At 66.0% G+C, this 16,395-nt stretch carries 18 protein-coding genes; 6 read left to right on the top strand and 12 right to left on the bottom strand.

All coding sequences use genetic code 11. The features are described 5' to 3' along the window. The first annotated feature begins 6 nt into the window (after positions 1–6). From ACTG4K_RS17290 to ACTG4K_RS17275, 4 genes are read left to right on the top strand one after another with little or no spacing between them, the layout of a single operon-like run. The gene (locus tag ACTG4K_RS17290; RefSeq protein WP_439115460.1) at positions 7–1,071 is read left to right on the top strand and encodes a DUF58 domain-containing protein; all 1,065 of its coding nucleotides are present in this window, start codon (positions 7–9) and stop codon (positions 1,069–1,071) included. Between the two features lie 8 nt (positions 1,072–1,079). Next, positions 1,080–2,132: a VWA domain-containing protein gene (locus ACTG4K_RS17285; RefSeq protein ID WP_439115507.1), complete on the top strand. Its 1,053-nt coding sequence runs from the start codon at positions 1,080–1,082 to the stop codon at positions 2,130–2,132. Positions 2,133–2,191: 59 nt separating this feature from the next. Continuing rightward, complete coding sequence (locus ACTG4K_RS17280; protein ID WP_439115459.1) at positions 2,192–3,409, top strand: FAD-dependent monooxygenase; 1,218 nt, start codon at positions 2,192–2,194, stop codon at positions 3,407–3,409. A 34-nt stretch (positions 3,410–3,443) separates the two neighbouring features. After that, positions 3,444–4,430, top strand: coding sequence for a Bug family tripartite tricarboxylate transporter substrate binding protein (locus ACTG4K_RS17275; protein WP_439115458.1), 987 nt, complete (start codon positions 3,444–3,446; stop codon positions 4,428–4,430). A gap of 30 nt (positions 4,431–4,460) precedes the next feature. On the opposite strand, the gene ACTG4K_RS17270 is transcribed toward ACTG4K_RS17275, so the two are convergent. The 10 genes from ACTG4K_RS17270 to ACTG4K_RS17225 form a co-directional block, all read right to left on the bottom strand. Continuing rightward, positions 4,461–5,600 (bottom strand): ABC transporter ATP-binding protein, encoded by a 1,140-nt coding sequence (locus ACTG4K_RS17270; RefSeq protein ID WP_439115457.1) that lies wholly within the window; start codon positions 5,598–5,600, stop codon positions 4,461–4,463. Then, positions 5,597–6,277: a molybdate ABC transporter permease subunit gene (gene modB, locus ACTG4K_RS17265; RefSeq protein WP_439115456.1), complete on the bottom strand. Its 681-nt coding sequence runs from the start codon at positions 6,275–6,277 to the stop codon at positions 5,597–5,599. Before modB ends, ACTG4K_RS17270 begins: the two co-directional genes overlap by 4 nt. Before the next feature lie 6 nt (positions 6,278–6,283). Beyond that, positions 6,284–7,123, bottom strand: a complete 840-nt coding sequence (modA, locus tag ACTG4K_RS17260; RefSeq protein WP_439115455.1) for a molybdate ABC transporter substrate-binding protein — start codon at positions 7,121–7,123, stop codon at positions 6,284–6,286. 21 nt (positions 7,124–7,144) lie between these two features. Next, positions 7,145–7,993: a tryptophan 2,3-dioxygenase gene (kynA, locus tag ACTG4K_RS17255; RefSeq protein WP_439115454.1), complete on the bottom strand. Its 849-nt coding sequence runs from the start codon at positions 7,991–7,993 to the stop codon at positions 7,145–7,147. Positions 7,994–8,007: 14 nt separating this feature from the next. Further along, positions 8,008–9,282, bottom strand: a complete 1,275-nt coding sequence (gene kynU / locus ACTG4K_RS17250) for a kynureninase (RefSeq protein WP_439115453.1) — start codon at positions 9,280–9,282, stop codon at positions 8,008–8,010. A gap of 21 nt (positions 9,283–9,303) precedes the next feature. Beyond that, complete coding sequence (kynB, locus tag ACTG4K_RS17245; protein WP_439115452.1) at positions 9,304–9,930, bottom strand: arylformamidase; 627 nt, start codon at positions 9,928–9,930, stop codon at positions 9,304–9,306. 91 nt (positions 9,931–10,021) lie between these two features. Further along, positions 10,022–10,336: a YkgJ family cysteine cluster protein gene (locus tag ACTG4K_RS17240; protein ID WP_439115451.1), complete on the bottom strand. Its 315-nt coding sequence runs from the start codon at positions 10,334–10,336 to the stop codon at positions 10,022–10,024. 10 nt (positions 10,337–10,346) lie between these two features. Next, positions 10,347–11,291, bottom strand: coding sequence for a class I SAM-dependent methyltransferase (locus ACTG4K_RS17235; protein ID WP_439115450.1), 945 nt, complete (start codon positions 11,289–11,291; stop codon positions 10,347–10,349). Between the two features lie 70 nt (positions 11,292–11,361). Further along, a complete protein-coding gene (gene argF, locus ACTG4K_RS17230; RefSeq protein ID WP_439115449.1) occupies positions 11,362–12,306 on the bottom strand; it encodes an ornithine carbamoyltransferase in 945 nt (314 codons plus the stop codon). A gap of 8 nt (positions 12,307–12,314) precedes the next feature. Then, positions 12,315–13,514 carry an aspartate aminotransferase family protein gene (locus ACTG4K_RS17225; protein ID WP_439115448.1) on the bottom strand — a complete coding sequence of 400 codons (1,200 nt, stop codon included), beginning with the start codon at positions 13,512–13,514 and terminating at the stop codon, positions 12,315–12,317. 278 nt (positions 13,515–13,792) lie between these two features. On the opposite strand from ACTG4K_RS17225, the gene ACTG4K_RS17220 reads away from it, so the two are divergent. After that, positions 13,793–14,107 carry a DUF3579 domain-containing protein gene (locus ACTG4K_RS17220; protein WP_439115447.1) on the top strand — a complete coding sequence of 105 codons (315 nt, stop codon included), beginning with the start codon at positions 13,793–13,795 and terminating at the stop codon, positions 14,105–14,107. A 38-nt stretch (positions 14,108–14,145) separates the two neighbouring features. Here ACTG4K_RS17220 and ACTG4K_RS17215 read toward each other — a convergent pair whose 3' ends face one another. Beyond that, complete coding sequence (locus ACTG4K_RS17215; RefSeq protein ID WP_439115446.1) at positions 14,146–14,745, bottom strand: DUF2062 domain-containing protein; 600 nt, start codon at positions 14,743–14,745, stop codon at positions 14,146–14,148. Between the two features lie 93 nt (positions 14,746–14,838). Here ACTG4K_RS17215 and ACTG4K_RS17210 point away from each other — a divergent pair, with 93 nt between their 5' ends. Continuing rightward, the gene (locus ACTG4K_RS17210) at positions 14,839–15,588 is read left to right on the top strand and encodes a 16S rRNA pseudouridine(516) synthase (RefSeq protein WP_439115506.1); all 750 of its coding nucleotides are present in this window, start codon (positions 14,839–14,841) and stop codon (positions 15,586–15,588) included. 29 nt (positions 15,589–15,617) lie between these two features. Here ACTG4K_RS17210 and ACTG4K_RS17205 read toward each other — a convergent pair whose 3' ends face one another. Beyond that, positions 15,618–16,349, bottom strand: coding sequence for a DUF2726 domain-containing protein (locus tag ACTG4K_RS17205; protein WP_439115445.1), 732 nt, complete (start codon positions 16,347–16,349; stop codon positions 15,618–15,620). Between the last annotated feature and the right edge of the window lie 46 nt (positions 16,350–16,395).

Here is a 16,395-nt window from a genome sequence, read left to right as displayed (position 1 = left end):
GTTGCCATGTTGTTCGGTCTCTTCAAACCCCGCACCGCCGCGCCGCCACCGCCACCGCCGGCGCCGGTCAGCGCCACGCGCGAGCGGGCCGATGCGCTGCTCAAGCGGCTCGACTGGACCGTGATCCGCCGGCTGGATGGGCTGCTGCAAGGCGACTTTCGCAGCCTCATGCGCGGCAGTGGGCTCGACCTGGCCGACCTGCGCGAATACCAGCTCCACGACGATGTGCGCCACATCGACTGGAACGTGACCGCGCGCTTGCAGCAGCCGCATGTGCGCGTGTTCACCGAAGACCGTGAAATGGCGGCCTGGTTTTTGCTGGATCTGAGTCCCTCGGTGGACTTTGGCTCGGGCTCACAACGCAAGAGCACCGTGCTGCGCGACGCGGTGGCGGTGCTGGCCCGGCTGATCACCCGCCACGGCAACCGGGTGGGTGCGCTGCTCTACGGTTCGCGCGGCCAGCCGGTGGTGGACGCGGTGCTGCCCGCGCGCGGCGGGCGGGCCCATGTGCTGCAGCTGATCCACCTGATCCAGCAACCCCCCGCGCCCTCAGCGCCTGCAGCCAAGAGCGGCCCCCGCAACGGACCCACCCGACTGGCGGATTTGTTGACCGCAGCGGCCCGCACCGTGCGCCAGCGCGCCACCGTGTTTGTGGTGTCCGACTTCATCAGCGAGCCAGGCTGGGAAAAGCCTCTGGGCGAACTGGCCCGGCGCCACGACGTGGTGGCCGTGCGCCTGCTTGACCCGCTGGAACTGGAGTTGCCCGATCTGGGCCTGATCCCGATACGCGACGCCGAAACCGGCGAACAGCTGCTGGTGGACACGCACGATGCGGGCTTTCGGCAGCGCTTTGCCCGCATTGCCGCCCAACGGGAAGCCCAGCTGCGCGAGAGCCTGGCGCGCGCGGGCGTGGACACGCTCGAACTGGCGACCGACGACGACCTGGCTGACGCCGTGCTGCGCTTTGTGGACCTGCGCCAGCGGCGCAGCCGCATCGGCCGTGGTGCACAGCACGGCCCCGCTGGCCCGCACCTCTCGCAGGCTGGCGTACCTCAAGGAACCCGCACATGAATTGGCCCATCACCTTTCTCTGGCCGCAGTTTCTGTGGCTGTTGCTGGCCTTGCCGCTGCTGGTGCTGGGCTATGTGTGGCTGCTGCGCCGGCGCCAGCAAACCGCACTGCGTTTTGCCAGCCTGTCCATCGTGCGCGAAGCCATGGGCAAAGGCCCTGGCTGGCGCCGCCATGTGCCACCGGTGTTGCTGTGGCTGGCCCTGGCCGCCATGCTGCTGGCCTCGGCGCGGCCTATGGCCAGCATCGTGCTGCCATCGCAACAGCAAACCATTATTTTGGCCATGGACGTGTCGGGCAGCATGCGCGCCACCGACGTGGAGCCCAACCGGCTGGAAGCCGCGCAGGCCGCGGCCAAGGCCTTTCTGGCCGAGCTGCCGCGCCATGTGCGCGTGGGCATCGTGGCATTTGCCGGCACGGCGCAGGTGGTGCAGCCCATCACCCTCAGCCGCGAAGACCTGGTGGCCGCCATCGACAAGTTCCAGCTGCAGCGCGCCACCGCCATCGGCAGCGCCATCGTGGTGGCGCTGGGGGAGTTGTTTCCCGGCCAGGGGCTGGACCTGGCCAGCCTCACCTATGGCCGCAACAGCGACCCGTTTGCGCCCCAGGGCCGCCCGCTCGAACAGGCCCGCAAAGACCAGCAACCTGCAGCGCCCGTGCCGCCGGGTTCGTACACCTCGGCCTCCATCATCTTGCTCACCGACGGCCAGCGCACCACCGGCGTGGACACCGCAGAAGCCGCCCAGCTGGCGGCCGACCGGGGCGTGCGCGTCTACACCGTGGGCATTGGCACGGTGGAAGGCGAGGTGATCGGTTTTGAGGGCTGGTCCATGCGGGTGCGGCTGGACGAAGACACGCTGAAAAGCGTGGCTCGCACCACGCAGGGCGAGTACTTTTATGCTGGTACGGCCGACAACCTCAAGCAGGTCTACGAGTCGCTCAGCACGCGGCTCACGGTGGAGAAAAAGGAAACCGAAATTTCCGCCTTGCTGGCACTGCTGGCCTCGGTGCTGGCGTTGCTGTCGGCGGGGCTGTCTTTGTTCTGGTTCAACCGCGTGCTTTGAAGGTGTGGCGCTGACCTGCGTCAAGGCAGCCCTGCGCGCTGGCGGCACAATCGCGTCCCATGAACGATCAAGTGGTGGTTGCCGGTGGTGGTATTGGGGGCTTGGCTTGCGCGCTGGCGCTGGCACGTGCCGGGGTTTCGGTGGACGTGCTGGAGCAAGCCAGCGCGTTTGGCGAGGTGGGCGCGGGCTTGCAGCTGGGCCCCAACGCCGTGCGCGTGCTGCATGCCTGGGGCCTCACAGACGAGCTGCAGGCCTGCGCCGCGTTTCCCGAAGCATTGTGGGTGCGCGATGCCCACGGCGGCCAGCGACTTGGCCAGCTGCGCCTGGGCGCCATGGCCCTGGCCCGCTACGCCCAACCCTACGCCACCCTGCACCGCGCCGACCTGCACAGCCTGTTGCTGCGCGCGGTGCGGCAAGAGCCCGGTGTGCGCCTGCACCTCAACACGCGCCTGGCCGCCTACGAGCAGACGCCCGACGCGGTGCAGGTGACTACCGAAAACGGCACGGTGTTGCAAGGCCAAGCCCTGATGGGGAGCGATGGCCTGTGGAGCCGTGTTCGGGCCCAAATGCTGGGCGCGCAGCCGGTTCGTGCCAGCGGCCACCTGGCCTACCGGGGCATGGTGCACCGGGACGACGTGCCCGCCGCGCAGCGCGACAACGTGGTCACCGCCTGGCTTGGGCCGCGCCTGCACGTGGTGCACTACCCCGTGCGCAGCGGCGAGTGGTTCAACGTGGTGGCGGTGGTGCACGGCGTGCTGGGCCACGGCCATGGCGGTCCGGTGGGCAGCGACCCGCAAAGCTGGAGCCACGAAGCCCAGGCGGCCGACCTGAAGCGAGCGCTCGGCTCGGCCTGTCCCGACCTGATGGCCATGATCAACGCCGTGCAAGGCTGGAAGCTCTGGGCGCTGAACGACCGCGCACCCATGACCGGACCGCACGAGCACGCGCAGGGCCGGGTGGCCTTGCTGGGCGACGCTGCCCACCCGCTTCGCCCTTATCTGGCGCAAGGCGCCGCCATGGCCCTTGAAGACGCCTGGACGATCGGTCGCCTGCGCGGTGCTGCGCCCGCAGCAGACTGGCCCGCATTGTTGGGCACCTATGCGCAAACCCGCTGGGCGCGCAATGCCCGTGTGCAAAGCCGCTCACAGCGCAACGGCACCATTTTTCACGCCAGCGGCGTGCTGCGCTGGGGCCGCAACACGGCCATGGCGGTGCTGGGCGAAAGTCTGATGGACAACCCCTGGCTGTACGATGGACCGCCCGATCCGCTGGACTGATCTGCCCACCGACAACCTGACCGCGAGAGACCACATGACCCCATCCAACCGCCCCAACCGCCGCCATGCCCTGGCCGCCGCCGCCGCGCTGGCCACCGCCTGGGCGCTGCCCACCGCGCAGGCCCAAACCGCCTGGCCCAGCCGGCCGCTCAAAATCATTGTGGGTTTTCCCGGTGGCTCCTCGCCCGACCTGATGGCCCGTGCCCTGGCCGAGCCCCTGTCGCAAGCGTTGGGCCAGCCGGTGGTGGTGGACAACCGCCCGGGCGCCGGTGGCAACATTGCCGCTGGCCTGGTGGCCCGTGCCACCGACGACCACACCATCGGACTCATGATCAACGGCAACATGACGATCGCCAAGATCCTCAATCCGGCCACGACGTACGACCCCTTGACCGACCTGTCGCCGGTGTCGCTGCTGGCGGTGTCGCCGCTGGTCCTTACTGTGCCCGCCAGCACCCCCACCAGCGGGGCCGGTTTTTTTGATGCAGCGCGCGCCTCCGGTGACCGCTGGAACTACGGCACGCCCGGTGTGGGCACGGTGGCCCACTTGGGCATGGAGTTGCTGAAAAACCGCGCCAGCCTGGCGCCGGTGCACGTGCCGTACCAGGGCAACCCACAGGTGATTGCGGCGATGCTGGGTGGCCAGATCCAGATGGCCCTGCTGCCACCGGGCCTGGCACTGGCCCAGGTGCGTGGTGGCGCCTTGCGCGCCATCGGGGTCACGTCGCGCGGGCGCAGCAGCGTGGCGCCCGAACTGCCCAGCCTGGCCGAGCTGGGCGTGCGCGACATGCAACTGGAGATATGGAACGCGGTGGCGGCGCCCAACAGCCTGCCCAAGGCCCATGTGAACCGCCTGGCGACCGTCTTGACCGAGATCGTGCGCCGCCCCGAGGTACGCCAAACCATCCTTAACCAGGGCTGGCAGGTGGTCGGTACGTCGCCCGAGGGGCTGGCCCAGCGCGTGCGTGCCGACACGGCCGCCATGACCGATGTGATCACCCGCAACAACATCCGGCCCTGAACCGGCGGCGGTTACCCTGCTGGGGAGGCCTCAGCCTGCCGAGACGAGCGCGCCTGCACCGGTCTTGATCGGCATGATGTGCAGCATCGCCAGGTCCATGCACATCTGCAGCACCTGGCCGGGCACCAGCGGGCGCACCTGCGGGCCGGTCAGCATGATCTGAAAGCTGGCCTGCGGCCCGTCCAGGCATTGCAGGCGCAGCAGCCACACGTCGCCCAAGTGGCGCAGCGTGACCACCCGCACCGTCAGGCCCAGCCCATTGACCGGCGCCGCGCTGGCCGCTGCCGGTTCTTCACACAGTCGCAGGCCCTCGCCGGGTACCACCCAGGCCACCGACTGGCCGGGCTCAATGCGTCCTTTGTCGCGCACCGGCAGGTGCAAGGCCGCGTCTGTGCTGCCCCAGCGCAGCCAGCCGGTGCCGGCGGGGCTGTTGGCGTCGGCCCCCAGCCACACGCCGTCAAAGCGGTTGGCAATACCCACGATGTCGGCCACGCGGGCGTTGCGCGGGGCTCGGTGAATGGCGTCGGCGCGGCCTTGCTGCAGCACCACGCCCTCGGCCATCACCACCAGCTCATCGGCCAGCAGGCGGGCTTCGTTCAGGTCGTGCGTCACCAGCACCATGGGCACGGCAATGTCTTCGCGCAGCTCGGCCAGCAGCGCATACAGCGTTTGCCGGTTCATCTGATCGACCGCAGAAAACGGCTCGTCCAGCAGCAGCACGGCAGGCTCTCGCACCAGTGCGCGTGCCACCGCCACGCGCTGCTGCTGCCCGCCTGAGAGCTGGGCCGGGCGGCGCTGCATGTGCTCGGGCGCCAGGCCCACGCGGCGTAGCATGTCCCGTGCACGTGTCAGGCGCTCAGGCCCGCGCAAGGGCAGGGCCACGTTGTCCAGCGCGTTCATGTGCGGCATGAGCGCGTAGTCTTGAAACACGAGGCCCACGTTGCGCAGCTGCGGCGGCACGAAAAGGCCTTGTGCGGTGTCGCACCAGCAAGCACTGCCCACGCTGATGCGGGCGTGCTGCGGTTTCATGAGCCCGGCAATGCCCCGCAGCAGCGAAGTTTTGCCAGCCCCCGAAGGCCCCACCAGCGCCACCAGCTGGCCCGGCGCGCAATGAAACGCACCGGTCAGCCGCATGGGGAGGGTCTGGTCGACGCTGACCTGCAGGCTCATGGCGTGGCCTCAGGGCGGGAGCGGCCCAGGCGGCGGCTGGCGAGCAAGGACGCGCCTATGGCCAGCAGCGAAATGAGCAGCAGCGTGAGCGACATGAGGTGTGCGCTGCGCGTGTCGAAGGCCTGCACGCGGTCGTAAATGGCGATGGCGATGGTCTGGGTTTCGCCCGGAATGCTGCCACCGACCATGAGCACCACGCCGAATTCGCCCAGGGTGTGGGCGAAGGTCATGACGCCAGCCGACATGATGCCGGGCCACACGAGTGGCAGGTCCACCTTGGTGAAGCGTTCCCAGGCCGACAGACCGCACACCAGTGCCGCTTCGTGCAGGCTGCGCGGCACGTTTTCATAGGCGCGCTGCAGGGGTTGCAGGGCAAACGGAATGTTGAACACCAGCGAGGCGATGAGCAGGCCGGTGAAGCTGAAGGTCAGCTGAACGCCGAAGAGTTGTTGCGCCCATTGGCCCAGCGGCGAGCTGTTGCCCAGCCCCACCAGCAGGTAGTAACCTAGCACGGTGGGCGGCAGCACCAGCGGCAGCAGCATGGCCGCTTCAACCCAGATTTTCCAGCGCGAGGGCGTGCGCGCCACCCAGCGGCCCAGCCACAGGCCCAGCGGCAGCAGCAGCAGCACCGTGGCGCCGGCGAGTTTGAGCGAGAGGGTGAGGGCGGTCCAGTCCATGGGCCGTCAGGGCGTCTTGGTGGCGTTGGGCAGGGTGAAGCCGTAGCGGCGCAACACGGCTTGGGCGGCGGGCGTTTGCAGGTGGTCGTAAAAAGCGCGGGTGGCCGCGCTGGCGCCGCGCACGAGCACCATGCGCTGGCGCAGCGGCTGGTGCCAGCTTTCGGGTATGAGCGCAAAGCTGCCCTGCGCGGCCACCGCCGGTGACAGGGCCAGCGAATACGCCACGATACCGCCCTGCGTGCTGCCCGAGGTGGCGAACTGCGTGGCTTGTGAAATGTTTTCGCCCAGCACCAGCCGGGGCTGGATGGCCGACCACAGTCCCGCGTGTTGCAGGGCTTCCATGGCACGGGTGCCGTAGGGGGCGTGTTCGGGGTTGGCCAGGGCAAATTTCTTCAATCGCCCGTCTTGCAGCGCCAGTGCCAGGTCTTTGAGCTCACCGTCGGCCTTTAGGGGTGAGCCCTTGGGCACCAGCAGGCCAATGCGACCCACGGCGTAGAGCACGCCCCGGTCTTCGGTTTTGCCCGCATCGGCGAGCTGAAAGACAAAGTTTTCGTCGGCCGACAGAAACAGCTGGTAGGGCGCGCCTTGCAAAATTTGTCGGTAAAAATTGCCGGACGACCCAAACACCAGCCGCACCGGTTGACCGCCCGCCTTGCGGTGCAGTGCGGCCACTTCCTCCAGCGCAAACTTCAGGTCGGAAGCGGCGACCACCACCGGTTGCGCCCGGGCTGCCGGGGCACTCAGTCCCATCACCGCCAACAGCGCCGCGAGCCAGCGCGTCAGGGTCGCCAGCCGATGTCGAAACGGGGCGGTCTGGCTGGGGTTCGGGCTGGATGACGTGCTCATCCGGCCATTATCGCCAGCGCGTCACAAGTCGGTGCGCAGCCGCCAGATTTCGGGAAACAGCACCACGTCGAGCATCTTGCGCAGGTAGCTCACGCCACCCGTGCCGCCGGTGCCGCGCTTGAAGCCAATCACGCGTTCCACCGTGGTGACGTGGCGAAAGCGCCAAAGGCGAAAGGCGTCTTCCAGGTCGGTGAGTTCTTCGCCCAGTTGGTACAGGTCCCAGTGGTCTTTGGGATTGCGGTAGACCTGCAGCCAGGCCTGCTGCACGGCGTCGCTGGCTTCGTAGGGCTGGGTCCAGTCGCGATCGGTGTGGCTGGCCGGCACCGCCAGGCCACGGCGGGCCAGCAAGCGCAGCGCTTCGTCGTACAGCGATGGGGCTTCATACGCCGCCTGCACCACCGCCAGCAGGTCGGGCCGGTGCGCGTGGGGCTTGAGCATGGCGGCGTTTTTGTTGCCCATGGCAAATTCGATGCAGCGGTACTGGTGGCTCTGGAACCCGCTGGACTGCGCCAGGTAGGGCCGCAGGGCGCTGTATTCAGGCGGCGTCATGGTGGCCAGCACGTCCCAGGCATGCACCAGCTGTTCCATGATTTTGCTGACGCGCGCGAGCTGCTTGAAGGCGGCGTTCAGCTCGTCGGTGGCGATGTTTTGAACAGCGGCGTGCAGCTCATGCAGCATCAGCTTCATCCAGAGTTCGCTGGTCTGGTGCTGCACGATGAACAGCAGCTCGTCGTGCGCGGGCGACAGCGGTTTTTGGGCGCCCAGAATGGCGTCGAGCTGCAGGTAGTCGCCGTAGCTCATGCGCTCGCTGAAGTCGAGTTGCGCTTTCTCTTCCGCGACGATATTTTCTGTGTGGTGAGGGCAGGTCATGGTGGCGCTCCGGTTCAGGTCACAGCGTGCTGGCGGTTGAACTCGGGGCGTTGCCATTCCCCGCTTTCCAGCACCTGCTTCAGGTGTTCCACCGCGTGCCACACCTCTTCAAAGCCGATGTAGAGCGGCGTGAAACCAAAGCGCAGGATGTCCTTGTGGCTGGCGCCGTCACCGGCGCGGTAATCGCCCACCACGCCGCGCGCAATCAGCGCTTGCACAATGGCATAGGCGCCTTCTTCCCGGGTTAAACAGACTTGTGAGCCCCGTTCAGCGTGCGCGCGTGGCGTGGCCAAACCCAGACCGTGGCCAGCGCAGCGTGCTTCCACCAGTGCGATGAACAGGTCGGTGAGGGCCAGCGATTTGGTGCGCAGCGCGGCCATGCCGCCGAGCGCTTCGGCGGCGGCGAACACGTCGAGCCCGCAGTCCAGTGCGGCCAGACTGATGATGGGCTGGGTACCGCACTGGTAGCGGGTGATGCCGGGGGCGGGCTGGTAGTCGGGGGTGAAGGCGAACGGGGCGGCGTGGCCCCACCAGCCGGCCAGTGGTTGCCAGAATCGGCTGGCGTGTTTGGGGTTCACCCACACAAAGGCGGGAGCGCCCGGGCCGCCATTGAGGTATTTGTAACCGCAACCCACGGCGTAGTCGGCACCCGCGCCGCTCAGGTCCACCGGCACGGCGCCTGCGCTGTGCGCCAGATCCCACACCATCAGCGCGCCCGCAGCGTGGGCGGCGGCGGTCACGGCGGGCATGTTGTGCATGGCGCCGGTGCGGTAGTTCACGTGGGTCAGCATCAGCACCGCCACGTCGGCGGTGAGGGCGGCTGCAATGCCGTCGGGCTCGACCAGCACCAGTTCCAGCCCGCGCTCTTTGCACAGGGCCTCGGCCATGTAGAGGTCGGTCGGGAAGTTGCTGCGCTCGCTCACGATGCGCTTGCGGGTTGGGCTGTCCACCGCGGCCATGTTCAGTGCCGCACTCAGCACTTTGTAAAGGTTGATCGACGTGCTGTCGGTGGCCACCACCTCGTTGTCGCCGGCGCCGATCAGCCGAGCGATTTTGTTGCCCACCTGCTGCGGCATGGCAAACCAGCCGTTTTTGTTCCAGCTTTGAATGAGGTCGGTACCCCACTCGCGGGTCACGGTGTCGGCCACGCGTGCGGGGGTGGCAACGGGCATGACGCCGAGCGAATTGCCGTCCAGGTAGATGGTGCCAGCGGGGATGCTGAACTGCTGGCGCAGGCTGCGCAATGGGTCTTGCGCGTCGAGGTTGAGGCAGTCTTGCTGGGTGATCATGGGGGCTCCGTTGGCTGGGGTTTAAAGCGCTCTGAGCACCGCGCGCACAGGGCTGGCGTCTGCGGTGGTGAGCTTCAGGGGCAGTGCAATCAGCTCGTAATCGCCCTCGGGCACATCGTCGAGCCACAAGTTTTCCAGCACGCGCAGGCCGCGCTGGCGGATCACCTGGTGGCTGAGCAGGGCCTTGCTGTCGGCGGGGTCGATGCTGGCGCTGTCAATGCCAATCAGCTTCACGCCCAGGTCGGCCAGCAGCGCGACAGATTCGGGCGCGAAAGCGGGCAGGGCGTCGTCAAAGTGGGCTTGCGGCTGGCATTCGTACACCCGCACCAGCACGCGCTCGGGCAGATTTTGCATGGCGTGCGCCAGGTGTGTCGGCTGCACCAGCGGGCCGCAGCCGATGGCGTGAATCACCCGGCAAGGGCCTAAAAATGCGTCCAGACCAACCGCGCCGATGGCCTCGCCCGCGGGGTCGTAATGCAGCGGCGCGTCGGCGTGGGCGCCTACATGGGGCGACAAGGTCATGGCACTCACGTTGACCGGACAAGCCGGGTCGATGCGGGCCACCCAGGTCTGCGAATACGCGGTGTCGCCCGGGAAAACCGGCGAAGCAGCGTGGATGGGGGGGGATATGTCCCAAAGCTTTTTCATGGTGCCGTGAAGGTAGCACCGGCCAAAAAACCATGGTGTCGGTTATTTCCAACAGCGCTGGAAAAAGTTTAGGTTTGAAGCAGTTGGCGTTTCAGCCCGGGCCTGACAGGGTCGGTAGGCCGTGGCGCTGGCGCGCCCGCCCGCAAGCGCCACTGCCTTCTTCAAATTCGCGGCAGGGCGAGGGGCGCCATTCATAGATGCCGCAGCCGATCTTCACGCCCAGCCGGCCCGAGAGCGCGGCGCAGCGCGGCGGAGAATGGTCGGTGCCGCGCATGCGGCAGGTGTTGGCGGTGACCTCAACCGCCAGGCCGTCGGGTACCGCACCGCCCTCGGCCTGGGTTTCAAACACCGAAAAATCCACCCGGAAACTGGCGCAGCAAGCGCCGCAAGATGTACAGGCAGACATGGGGCTGGCGTCAAAGCGGGGCGGTTACGGCGCGCGTCGCTGCCAGCTCGGGCGCGCGGTACACCAGCACCTTGAGCGAGCGCTCGTCTGACACATCGGCAAACGCCGCCGGGTTGTCCAGGCGCTGTTCAAACACCAGTTCGGGCGCGGCTTCCTGCATCTGCTCGTGCAGGAAAACAGCGCTCAGCTCGGGCGCGTTCAGGCACAGCAACACCCGCCCGCCAGGGCGCAGCAGGTCGGGCAGGCGGCGCATCAGCCGCAGGTAGTCTTTTGTGGCCACAAAGCTGCCTTTCTGGTAGCTCGGTGGGTCTACCACGACCAGGTGGTAGGGGCCGCTGCGGGTGATCTTGCCCCAGGTTTTGAAGATGTCGTGCACCAGAAAACTGGCGCCGGCCTGCAGCCCGTTGAGCGCATGGTTTTGCTGGCCAATGGCCATGGCGCCCGCGCTCATGTCCACGTTCACCACCTGCTTGGCCCCGCCTTGCAGCGCCGCCACCGAAAAGGCACCGGTGTAGGCAAACAGGTTCAGCACCTTCTGGCCCGCCGCTTGCGCGCGCACCCATTCGCGGCCCACGGCCATGTCCAGAAACAGTCCGTGGTTTTGCCCTTTCAGCACATGCACCAGGTAGCGCGCGCCACGCTCAGTGACCACATGCGGTTGCGGCACAGCGCCCGCCATGAGGCGGGTTTCGGTTTGCCCGGCCTGGCGGCACTGGTAGACCCAATTCAGGGGTTCGTCGGGGAGCAGCTGCGCCCAGCGGGCGGCCAAGGCCCCGTGTATCTGGGCCAGCTCGGCGTCGGTGGCGTGCTGAAAGCTGGTGAGCAGCCACACGGGCGGAAAAGCATCCAGCGCCCACTGCTCACAGCCAGGGTGCAAACCGCCACGGCCATGAAAAATGCGTCCGGCGTCGATGGGAGCGTCCATCTGTGCGATGGTGTCGAGCAAGGCTTGCATGGGTTTCCTGTCGGCGGTGGGCCTCACGGCCGACCGCGTGGTGGCTCTTGGGTGCGTAGAGAATCCGGGATCAGAGCCGACCCAGCAGCAGGTATTCCATCAAGGCCTTTTGCGCGTGCATGCGGTTTTCGGCTTCGTCCCACACCACGCTTTGTGGCCCATCGATCACCTCGGCGCTCACCTCTTCACCACGGTGCGCAGGCAGACAGTGCATGAACAGCGCGTCGGGCTTGGCCACGGCCATCATGGCCTCGTCCACGCACCAGCGTGCAAAGGCCGCGCGACGCACTTCGTTTTCGGCTTCATAGCCCATGCTGGTCCAGACGTCGGTGGTGACCAGATCAGCGCCGGCGCAGGCTTCCTTGGGGTCTTTGAAGACTTTGTAGCAATCCGGGTTGCCGATGCCAGCGAGCTGGGGATCGACCTCGTAGCCGCTGGGCGTGCTCACGTGCACCGTGAAGCCCAGCAGTTCGGCCGCCTGGAGCCAGGTGTTGGCCATGTTGTTGCCGTCGCCCACCCAGGCCACCACTTTGCCTTTGATGGCGTCCAGCGGGTTGCCGCTGGCAGCGGGGCGGTATTCGACCAGGGTGAACAGGTCGGCCAGGATCTGGCAGGGATGGAACTCGTTGGTCAGACCGTTGATGACCGGCACGCGCGAGTGCGCGGCAAACGCTTCGATCTTGCTCTGCTCAAAGGTGCGGATCATCACCAGGTCCACCATGCGGCTGATCACCTTGGCGCTGTCTTCGATGGGTTCCGCGCGGCCGAGCTGGCTGTCGCCGGTGGTGAGGTGCACCACCGAGCCGCCGAGCTGGTACATGCCGGCCTCAAAGCTCACGCGGGTGCGCGTGCTGGCCTTCTCAAAGATCATGGCCAGGGTGCGGTCGGGGTCGGCAAAGGGCTGGTGCTTTTCAAACGCCTTGAATTTGGCCTTGATGAAAGCCGCGCGCTGAAGCAGGTAGGCGTATTCGTCGGCGTGCAGGTCTTTGAACTGCAGGTAGTGCTGGAGGTTCATGGCGACATTCATTCTGAAAGAAACGCGTGGATCAGTGGCAGCAGGATAGCGGCCACTTCGTCGGCCTCGGCGGTGGTCATGATCAGCGGCGGCACGATGCGGATCACGCTGTCGGCGGTCACGCTCAGCAGCAGCCCGGCATCGGCGGCGCGCTGGGTGATCACGCCGCAGGGTTTGGTGAGCTCAATGCCGATCATCAGGCCCTGGCCGCGGATCTCTTTCACGCCGGGCAGCCCTTGCAGGCCCGCTTCCAGCGCTCCACGCAGGTGCTCGCCCACTGCGGCTGCGTTCGCCAGCAGGCCGTCTTCATCCATGATGCGGATCGTTTCCACTCCGGCGCGCATGGCCAGCGGGTTGCCGCCAAAGGTGGTGCCGTGGTTGCCAGGCTGGAAAATGTGGGCCGCCTTGGGGCCCGCCACCACGGCGCCAATGGGCACGCCCGAGCCCAAGCCCTTGGCCAGCGGCATCACGTCCGGCTTGATACCCGCCCACTGGTGCGCAAACCACTTGCCGGTGCGGCCCATGCCGCACTGCACCTCGTCGATCATCATCAGCCAGTCGCGGGTATCGCACAGAGCGCGCAGTTCTTGCATATAGCCCACCGTCATCGGGTTCACACCGCCTTCTCCCTGGATGGCTTCGAAAAACACCGCCACCACATTCGGGTTGCCTTCGGTCGCTTTTTTCAGCGCGTCAATGTCGTTCACCGGCACGCGAATGAAGCCTTCCACCAGCGGACCAAAACCCGCCTGGATCTTGGGGTTACCGGTGGCTGACAGTGTGGCAATGCTGCGGCCGTGAAAGGCTTTCTCGTAGACCACGATTTCAGGGCGCTCAATGCCTTTGTCGTGCCCGAATTTGCGCGCCAGTTTCAGGGCCGCTTCGTTGGCTTCCAGGCCGGTGCTGCAGAAGAACACGTTGGTCAGGCCCGAGCGCTCCGCCAGCATCTGCGCCAGGCGCTCCTGGTCGGGTACGTGGTAGTAGTTGCAGCAGTGAATCATCTTGGCCACTTGGTCTTGCAAGGCCGGCACCAGCTTGGGGTGGCCGTGGCCCAGGGTGTTGACGGCAATGCCAGCCAGCGCGTCCAGGTATTCCTTGCCATTCACATCCCAGACGCGGCAGCCTCGGCCGTGAGACATCGCGATCGGCAGTCGGCCGTAGGTGTTCATCACATGGGGCGAGGCGGCGGTGGTCAAGGCAGCAGACATACAGGACTCCAGTGGAGAGGGGCCAAAAAGAAAGCGGCTCAACGCAGGTTGAGCCGTTGAAAACCGATTTTAGAGGCAGCCGCGGGCATCATCATTGCTTGTTGCGCATCGCTGTCATGCTGGTGCCTTTACAAGCTGGCAGATGGCCTTAGGGTCGGGTAATCCCTGATCTTAGGTCTTATATAAGATACAATACCCACCGTCCACCCTGGCGAGTGATCCTCGTTCTGGCCGTGTCCATTTCCCCTTCCAGGGCCCTCCATCCGAAGGCTTCCCCGATGGTCTCTCCGACTGCCAAGCAAGTGTTCATTCAGGGCGTCACGCTCAGTGGCCGCACGTTTCGTCCCAGCGACTGGGCAGAGCGCCTGGCTGGGGTGATGAGCCAATTTCGCCCCGGCGGCGCCCATCCTGGCAGCCACCTGAGCTATTCGCCCTGGTGCGTACCGAACACCATCAACGGCGTCAAGTGCGTGGTGGTGCATGTTGACCTGCGCGAAGAGGAGCCCATGGCATGGGACTTTTGCATGAACTTTGCTCGCGACAACCAACTGCAAGTGGTGGAAGCGTGTCTGCTCGACACCCCACCTGCTTGAGTATTCGAGCCGCTTTTTTTTAGGTGGCTGTGGCGCGCTCAGCGGCGCGCGTCGGCTTCGCCGGTGCCTCGGACCAGCCGCGCCCTTAGCCTGCGGTTGCGCGTCCAGCGCGTTTTGAGCACCCACAGCGCGCTTGTCAAAAAGTAAATGAACAGCCCGCTGGCTGTGGCGACGATGGCCAAACCCACCACCAGCGGCTTGCCAACGGTGCCGAGGTAGGTCAACCATGCGGTCATGCGTTCCGTCCAGCCTTCCTTTTCAGCTGGCAATGCCTCGGCCTTTTCCAAAATCTTGACGGCTTTCCTTTCGGAAACGTCTTCTTCGCCCAACACCCATTTGCCCAGGCGGTAGGCACCGTAATAGACCGGGCCAAATGTCACCGGGTTGGTGACCAGGGTGCTGGCTACCGCCATGGGCAGGTTGGCGCGCAACAGCACAGCTACCGTGGCTGAAAAAGGGATCTGGGCGACCGGAATCAGCAGACCAAAAAAAATGCCCAGCGCCAACCCCAAGGCAATGCCCTTGCGGCTGAAATGCCACAGCCTGGGGTGGTGCAGCACCGGACCCATCCAGCGAAGCCAGCGGTTGTTGCGCAGCGTCTCCGGTGTGGGCAGCAGTTGCTTGAGCTTGTGTTTCATCCGTGGCAGCGGTTCGTTGTGAACTTGGTTAGCCGACGATTCTCGCTGATGCTCCGACGCTGTGCCGACTGCGGCGACAATCTTGGCATCATGATGCAGTTACAGGACATTCTTTTCTCTCAGGGCTTTGGCACGCGCCGCATTTGTTGCGGCCTGGTGCAGCAAGGCTTGGTACAAGTGGGCCACGAGGGTCTGACATGCACCGATCCCACCGAAGCCTTTGAGGAGGCTGGTTTGGTTTTTCGCGTTCAGGGTGAAACTTGGCATTACCACGCGCTGGCTTATCTCATGCTGCACAAGCCGGCGGGTTACGAATGCTCGCAAAAGCCCAGCACCTACCCCAGCATTTACACCCTGCTTCCCGGCCCGCTGCGCAACCGGGGTGGCGGTGCTGCTGCGGGTGTGCAGGCGGTGGGGCGGCTGGACCAGGACACCACCGGCCTCTTGCTCTTGTCAGACGATGGCAAGTTCATCCACCGCATGACCTCGCCCCGCCACCACGTGCCCAAGGTGTACGAGGTGCAAGTCAAGCATGCACTCGACGATCGGCAAGTGGCCCGCCTGCTCGACGGCGTGGTGCTGGACGATGACCCCAAGCCTGTGTGCGCCGCCGCTTGCCAGGCACTCAGCGAACGGCACCTGCAACTGACGCTGACCGAGGGCAAATACCACCAGGTCAAGCGCATGGTGGCTGCGGTGGGCAACCGGGTAGAGGGCTTGCACCGTTCGTCCATTGGGCCGGTGGTGCTGCCCAACGATCTGCTGCCCGGGCAATGGCGCTGGCTGACGGCCGAAGAAGTGCAGGCGCTGACGCAAAAGGTGCCAGCCAAAACGGCTGCGTGAGCCCAACGGCTAAATGAGCCCGGGCGGGATCAGAGCAGGTCGCCTCGGCGGCTGTCCAGCGGCATGAGGAACGAGTTGTCGTCTTGCCATTGCGAGTTGAAGTCGCTGCGCAAGCTACCGTTGGCACTGTTGGGCCAGTTGGACAGGGGAGCGAAATCGATCTGGCGGTTGCTGCGCTGGCGGGTCAGGACCGTTCTCAGGTTGGTTTGCGCCGCGATGATGGCGCTTTCTTCTTGCTCGCGTTCCCGAAGGGCCTGCGTGGCGGGTGATTCGCCCAAAAACTCCGCACGGATTTCGGCCACCGTGGGCAAACTTGCGGAGCGCACCACCCAGTAGGGCAGACCGCACTGTGTGAGCAGCGAGTGTTTGAGGCTGCGTGCGCTGCGCGGCAGGCCCGCTGGTCCGGGCACGTCAACGCAGCCCACCACCCGACCGTCTGGCTTGCAGATGGTGAAGGTGCAATACACGCTGCCGAGCAGGCGGTACCAGTGCATGCCTTGTTCCCGGTCGCGCGGCAGGGTGAAGCGCGTCACCGGCAACTTGATCATGACGTGGTGGTCGTAAAACGCCCTGGCCAGCCAGTGCCAGACACGGGCCTCCTCGCTGTTGGCGAGCGCACGGGTGTTCAGTGGCCAGTGTTTGGGTATGCGGCGGCGGGCGCGCGCTTGGCGGGCCTCCCAGGCGCGGTGAAGCGCAGCGCCCAGCGCTATCAGCGCGGGAGCCAGCACAGCCAGCAGCCATGGGTTGGACCAGTTGCTCATATTGTTTAAAAGTACCTGAATTTGTGTCAGGGTGTGTGTATTTCAC

The sequence above is a fragment of the Hydrogenophaga sp. genome (assembly GCF_965657535.1).
Taxonomy (GTDB): domain Bacteria; phylum Pseudomonadota; class Gammaproteobacteria; order Burkholderiales; family Burkholderiaceae_C; genus Hydrogenophaga.
The sequence above is the reverse complement of the archived record's forward strand: the minus strand, read 5'-3'. Positions and strand labels throughout refer to the sequence as shown.

What these genes read in the sequence shown, in the direction of transcription:
- ACTG4K_RS17290 (WP_439115460.1), top strand. Translation starts at nt 7, where the DNA reads ATGTTGTTCGGTCTCTTCAAACCCCGCACCGCCGCGCCGCCACCGCCA.
- ACTG4K_RS17280 (WP_439115459.1), top strand. Translation starts at nt 2,192, where the DNA reads ATGAACGATCAAGTGGTGGTTGCCGGTGGTGGTATTGGGGGCTTGGCT.
- ACTG4K_RS17275 (WP_439115458.1), top strand. Translation starts at nt 3,444, where the DNA reads ATGACCCCATCCAACCGCCCCAACCGCCGCCATGCCCTGGCCGCCGCC.
- ACTG4K_RS17270 (WP_439115457.1), bottom strand. Translation starts at nt 5,600, where the DNA reads ATGAGCCTGCAGGTCAGCGTCGACCAGACCCTCCCCATGCGGCTGACC.
- modB (WP_439115456.1), bottom strand. Translation starts at nt 6,277, where the DNA reads ATGGACTGGACCGCCCTCACCCTCTCGCTCAAACTCGCCGGCGCCACG.
- modA (WP_439115455.1), bottom strand. Translation starts at nt 7,123, where the DNA reads ATGAGCACGTCATCCAGCCCGAACCCCAGCCAGACCGCCCCGTTTCGA.
- kynA (WP_439115454.1), bottom strand. Translation starts at nt 7,993, where the DNA reads ATGACCTGCCCTCACCACACAGAAAATATCGTCGCGGAAGAGAAAGCG.
- kynU (WP_439115453.1), bottom strand. Translation starts at nt 9,282, where the DNA reads ATGATCACCCAGCAAGACTGCCTCAACCTCGACGCGCAAGACCCATTG.
- kynB (WP_439115452.1), bottom strand. Translation starts at nt 9,930, where the DNA reads ATGAAAAAGCTTTGGGACATATCCCCCCCCATCCACGCTGCTTCGCCG.
- ACTG4K_RS17240 (WP_439115451.1), bottom strand. Translation starts at nt 10,336, where the DNA reads ATGTCTGCCTGTACATCTTGCGGCGCTTGCTGCGCCAGTTTCCGGGTG.
- ACTG4K_RS17235 (WP_439115450.1), bottom strand. Translation starts at nt 11,291, where the DNA reads ATGCAAGCCTTGCTCGACACCATCGCACAGATGGACGCTCCCATCGAC.
- argF (WP_439115449.1), bottom strand. Translation starts at nt 12,306, where the DNA reads ATGAACCTCCAGCACTACCTGCAGTTCAAAGACCTGCACGCCGACGAA.
- ACTG4K_RS17225 (WP_439115448.1), bottom strand. Translation starts at nt 13,514, where the DNA reads ATGTCTGCTGCCTTGACCACCGCCGCCTCGCCCCATGTGATGAACACC.
- ACTG4K_RS17220 (WP_439115447.1), top strand. Translation starts at nt 13,793, where the DNA reads ATGGTCTCTCCGACTGCCAAGCAAGTGTTCATTCAGGGCGTCACGCTC.
- ACTG4K_RS17215 (WP_439115446.1), bottom strand. Translation starts at nt 14,745, where the DNA reads ATGAAACACAAGCTCAAGCAACTGCTGCCCACACCGGAGACGCTGCGC.
- ACTG4K_RS17210 (WP_439115506.1), top strand. Translation starts at nt 14,839, where the DNA reads ATGCAGTTACAGGACATTCTTTTCTCTCAGGGCTTTGGCACGCGCCGC.
- ACTG4K_RS17205 (WP_439115445.1), bottom strand. Translation starts at nt 16,349, where the DNA reads ATGAGCAACTGGTCCAACCCATGGCTGCTGGCTGTGCTGGCTCCCGCG.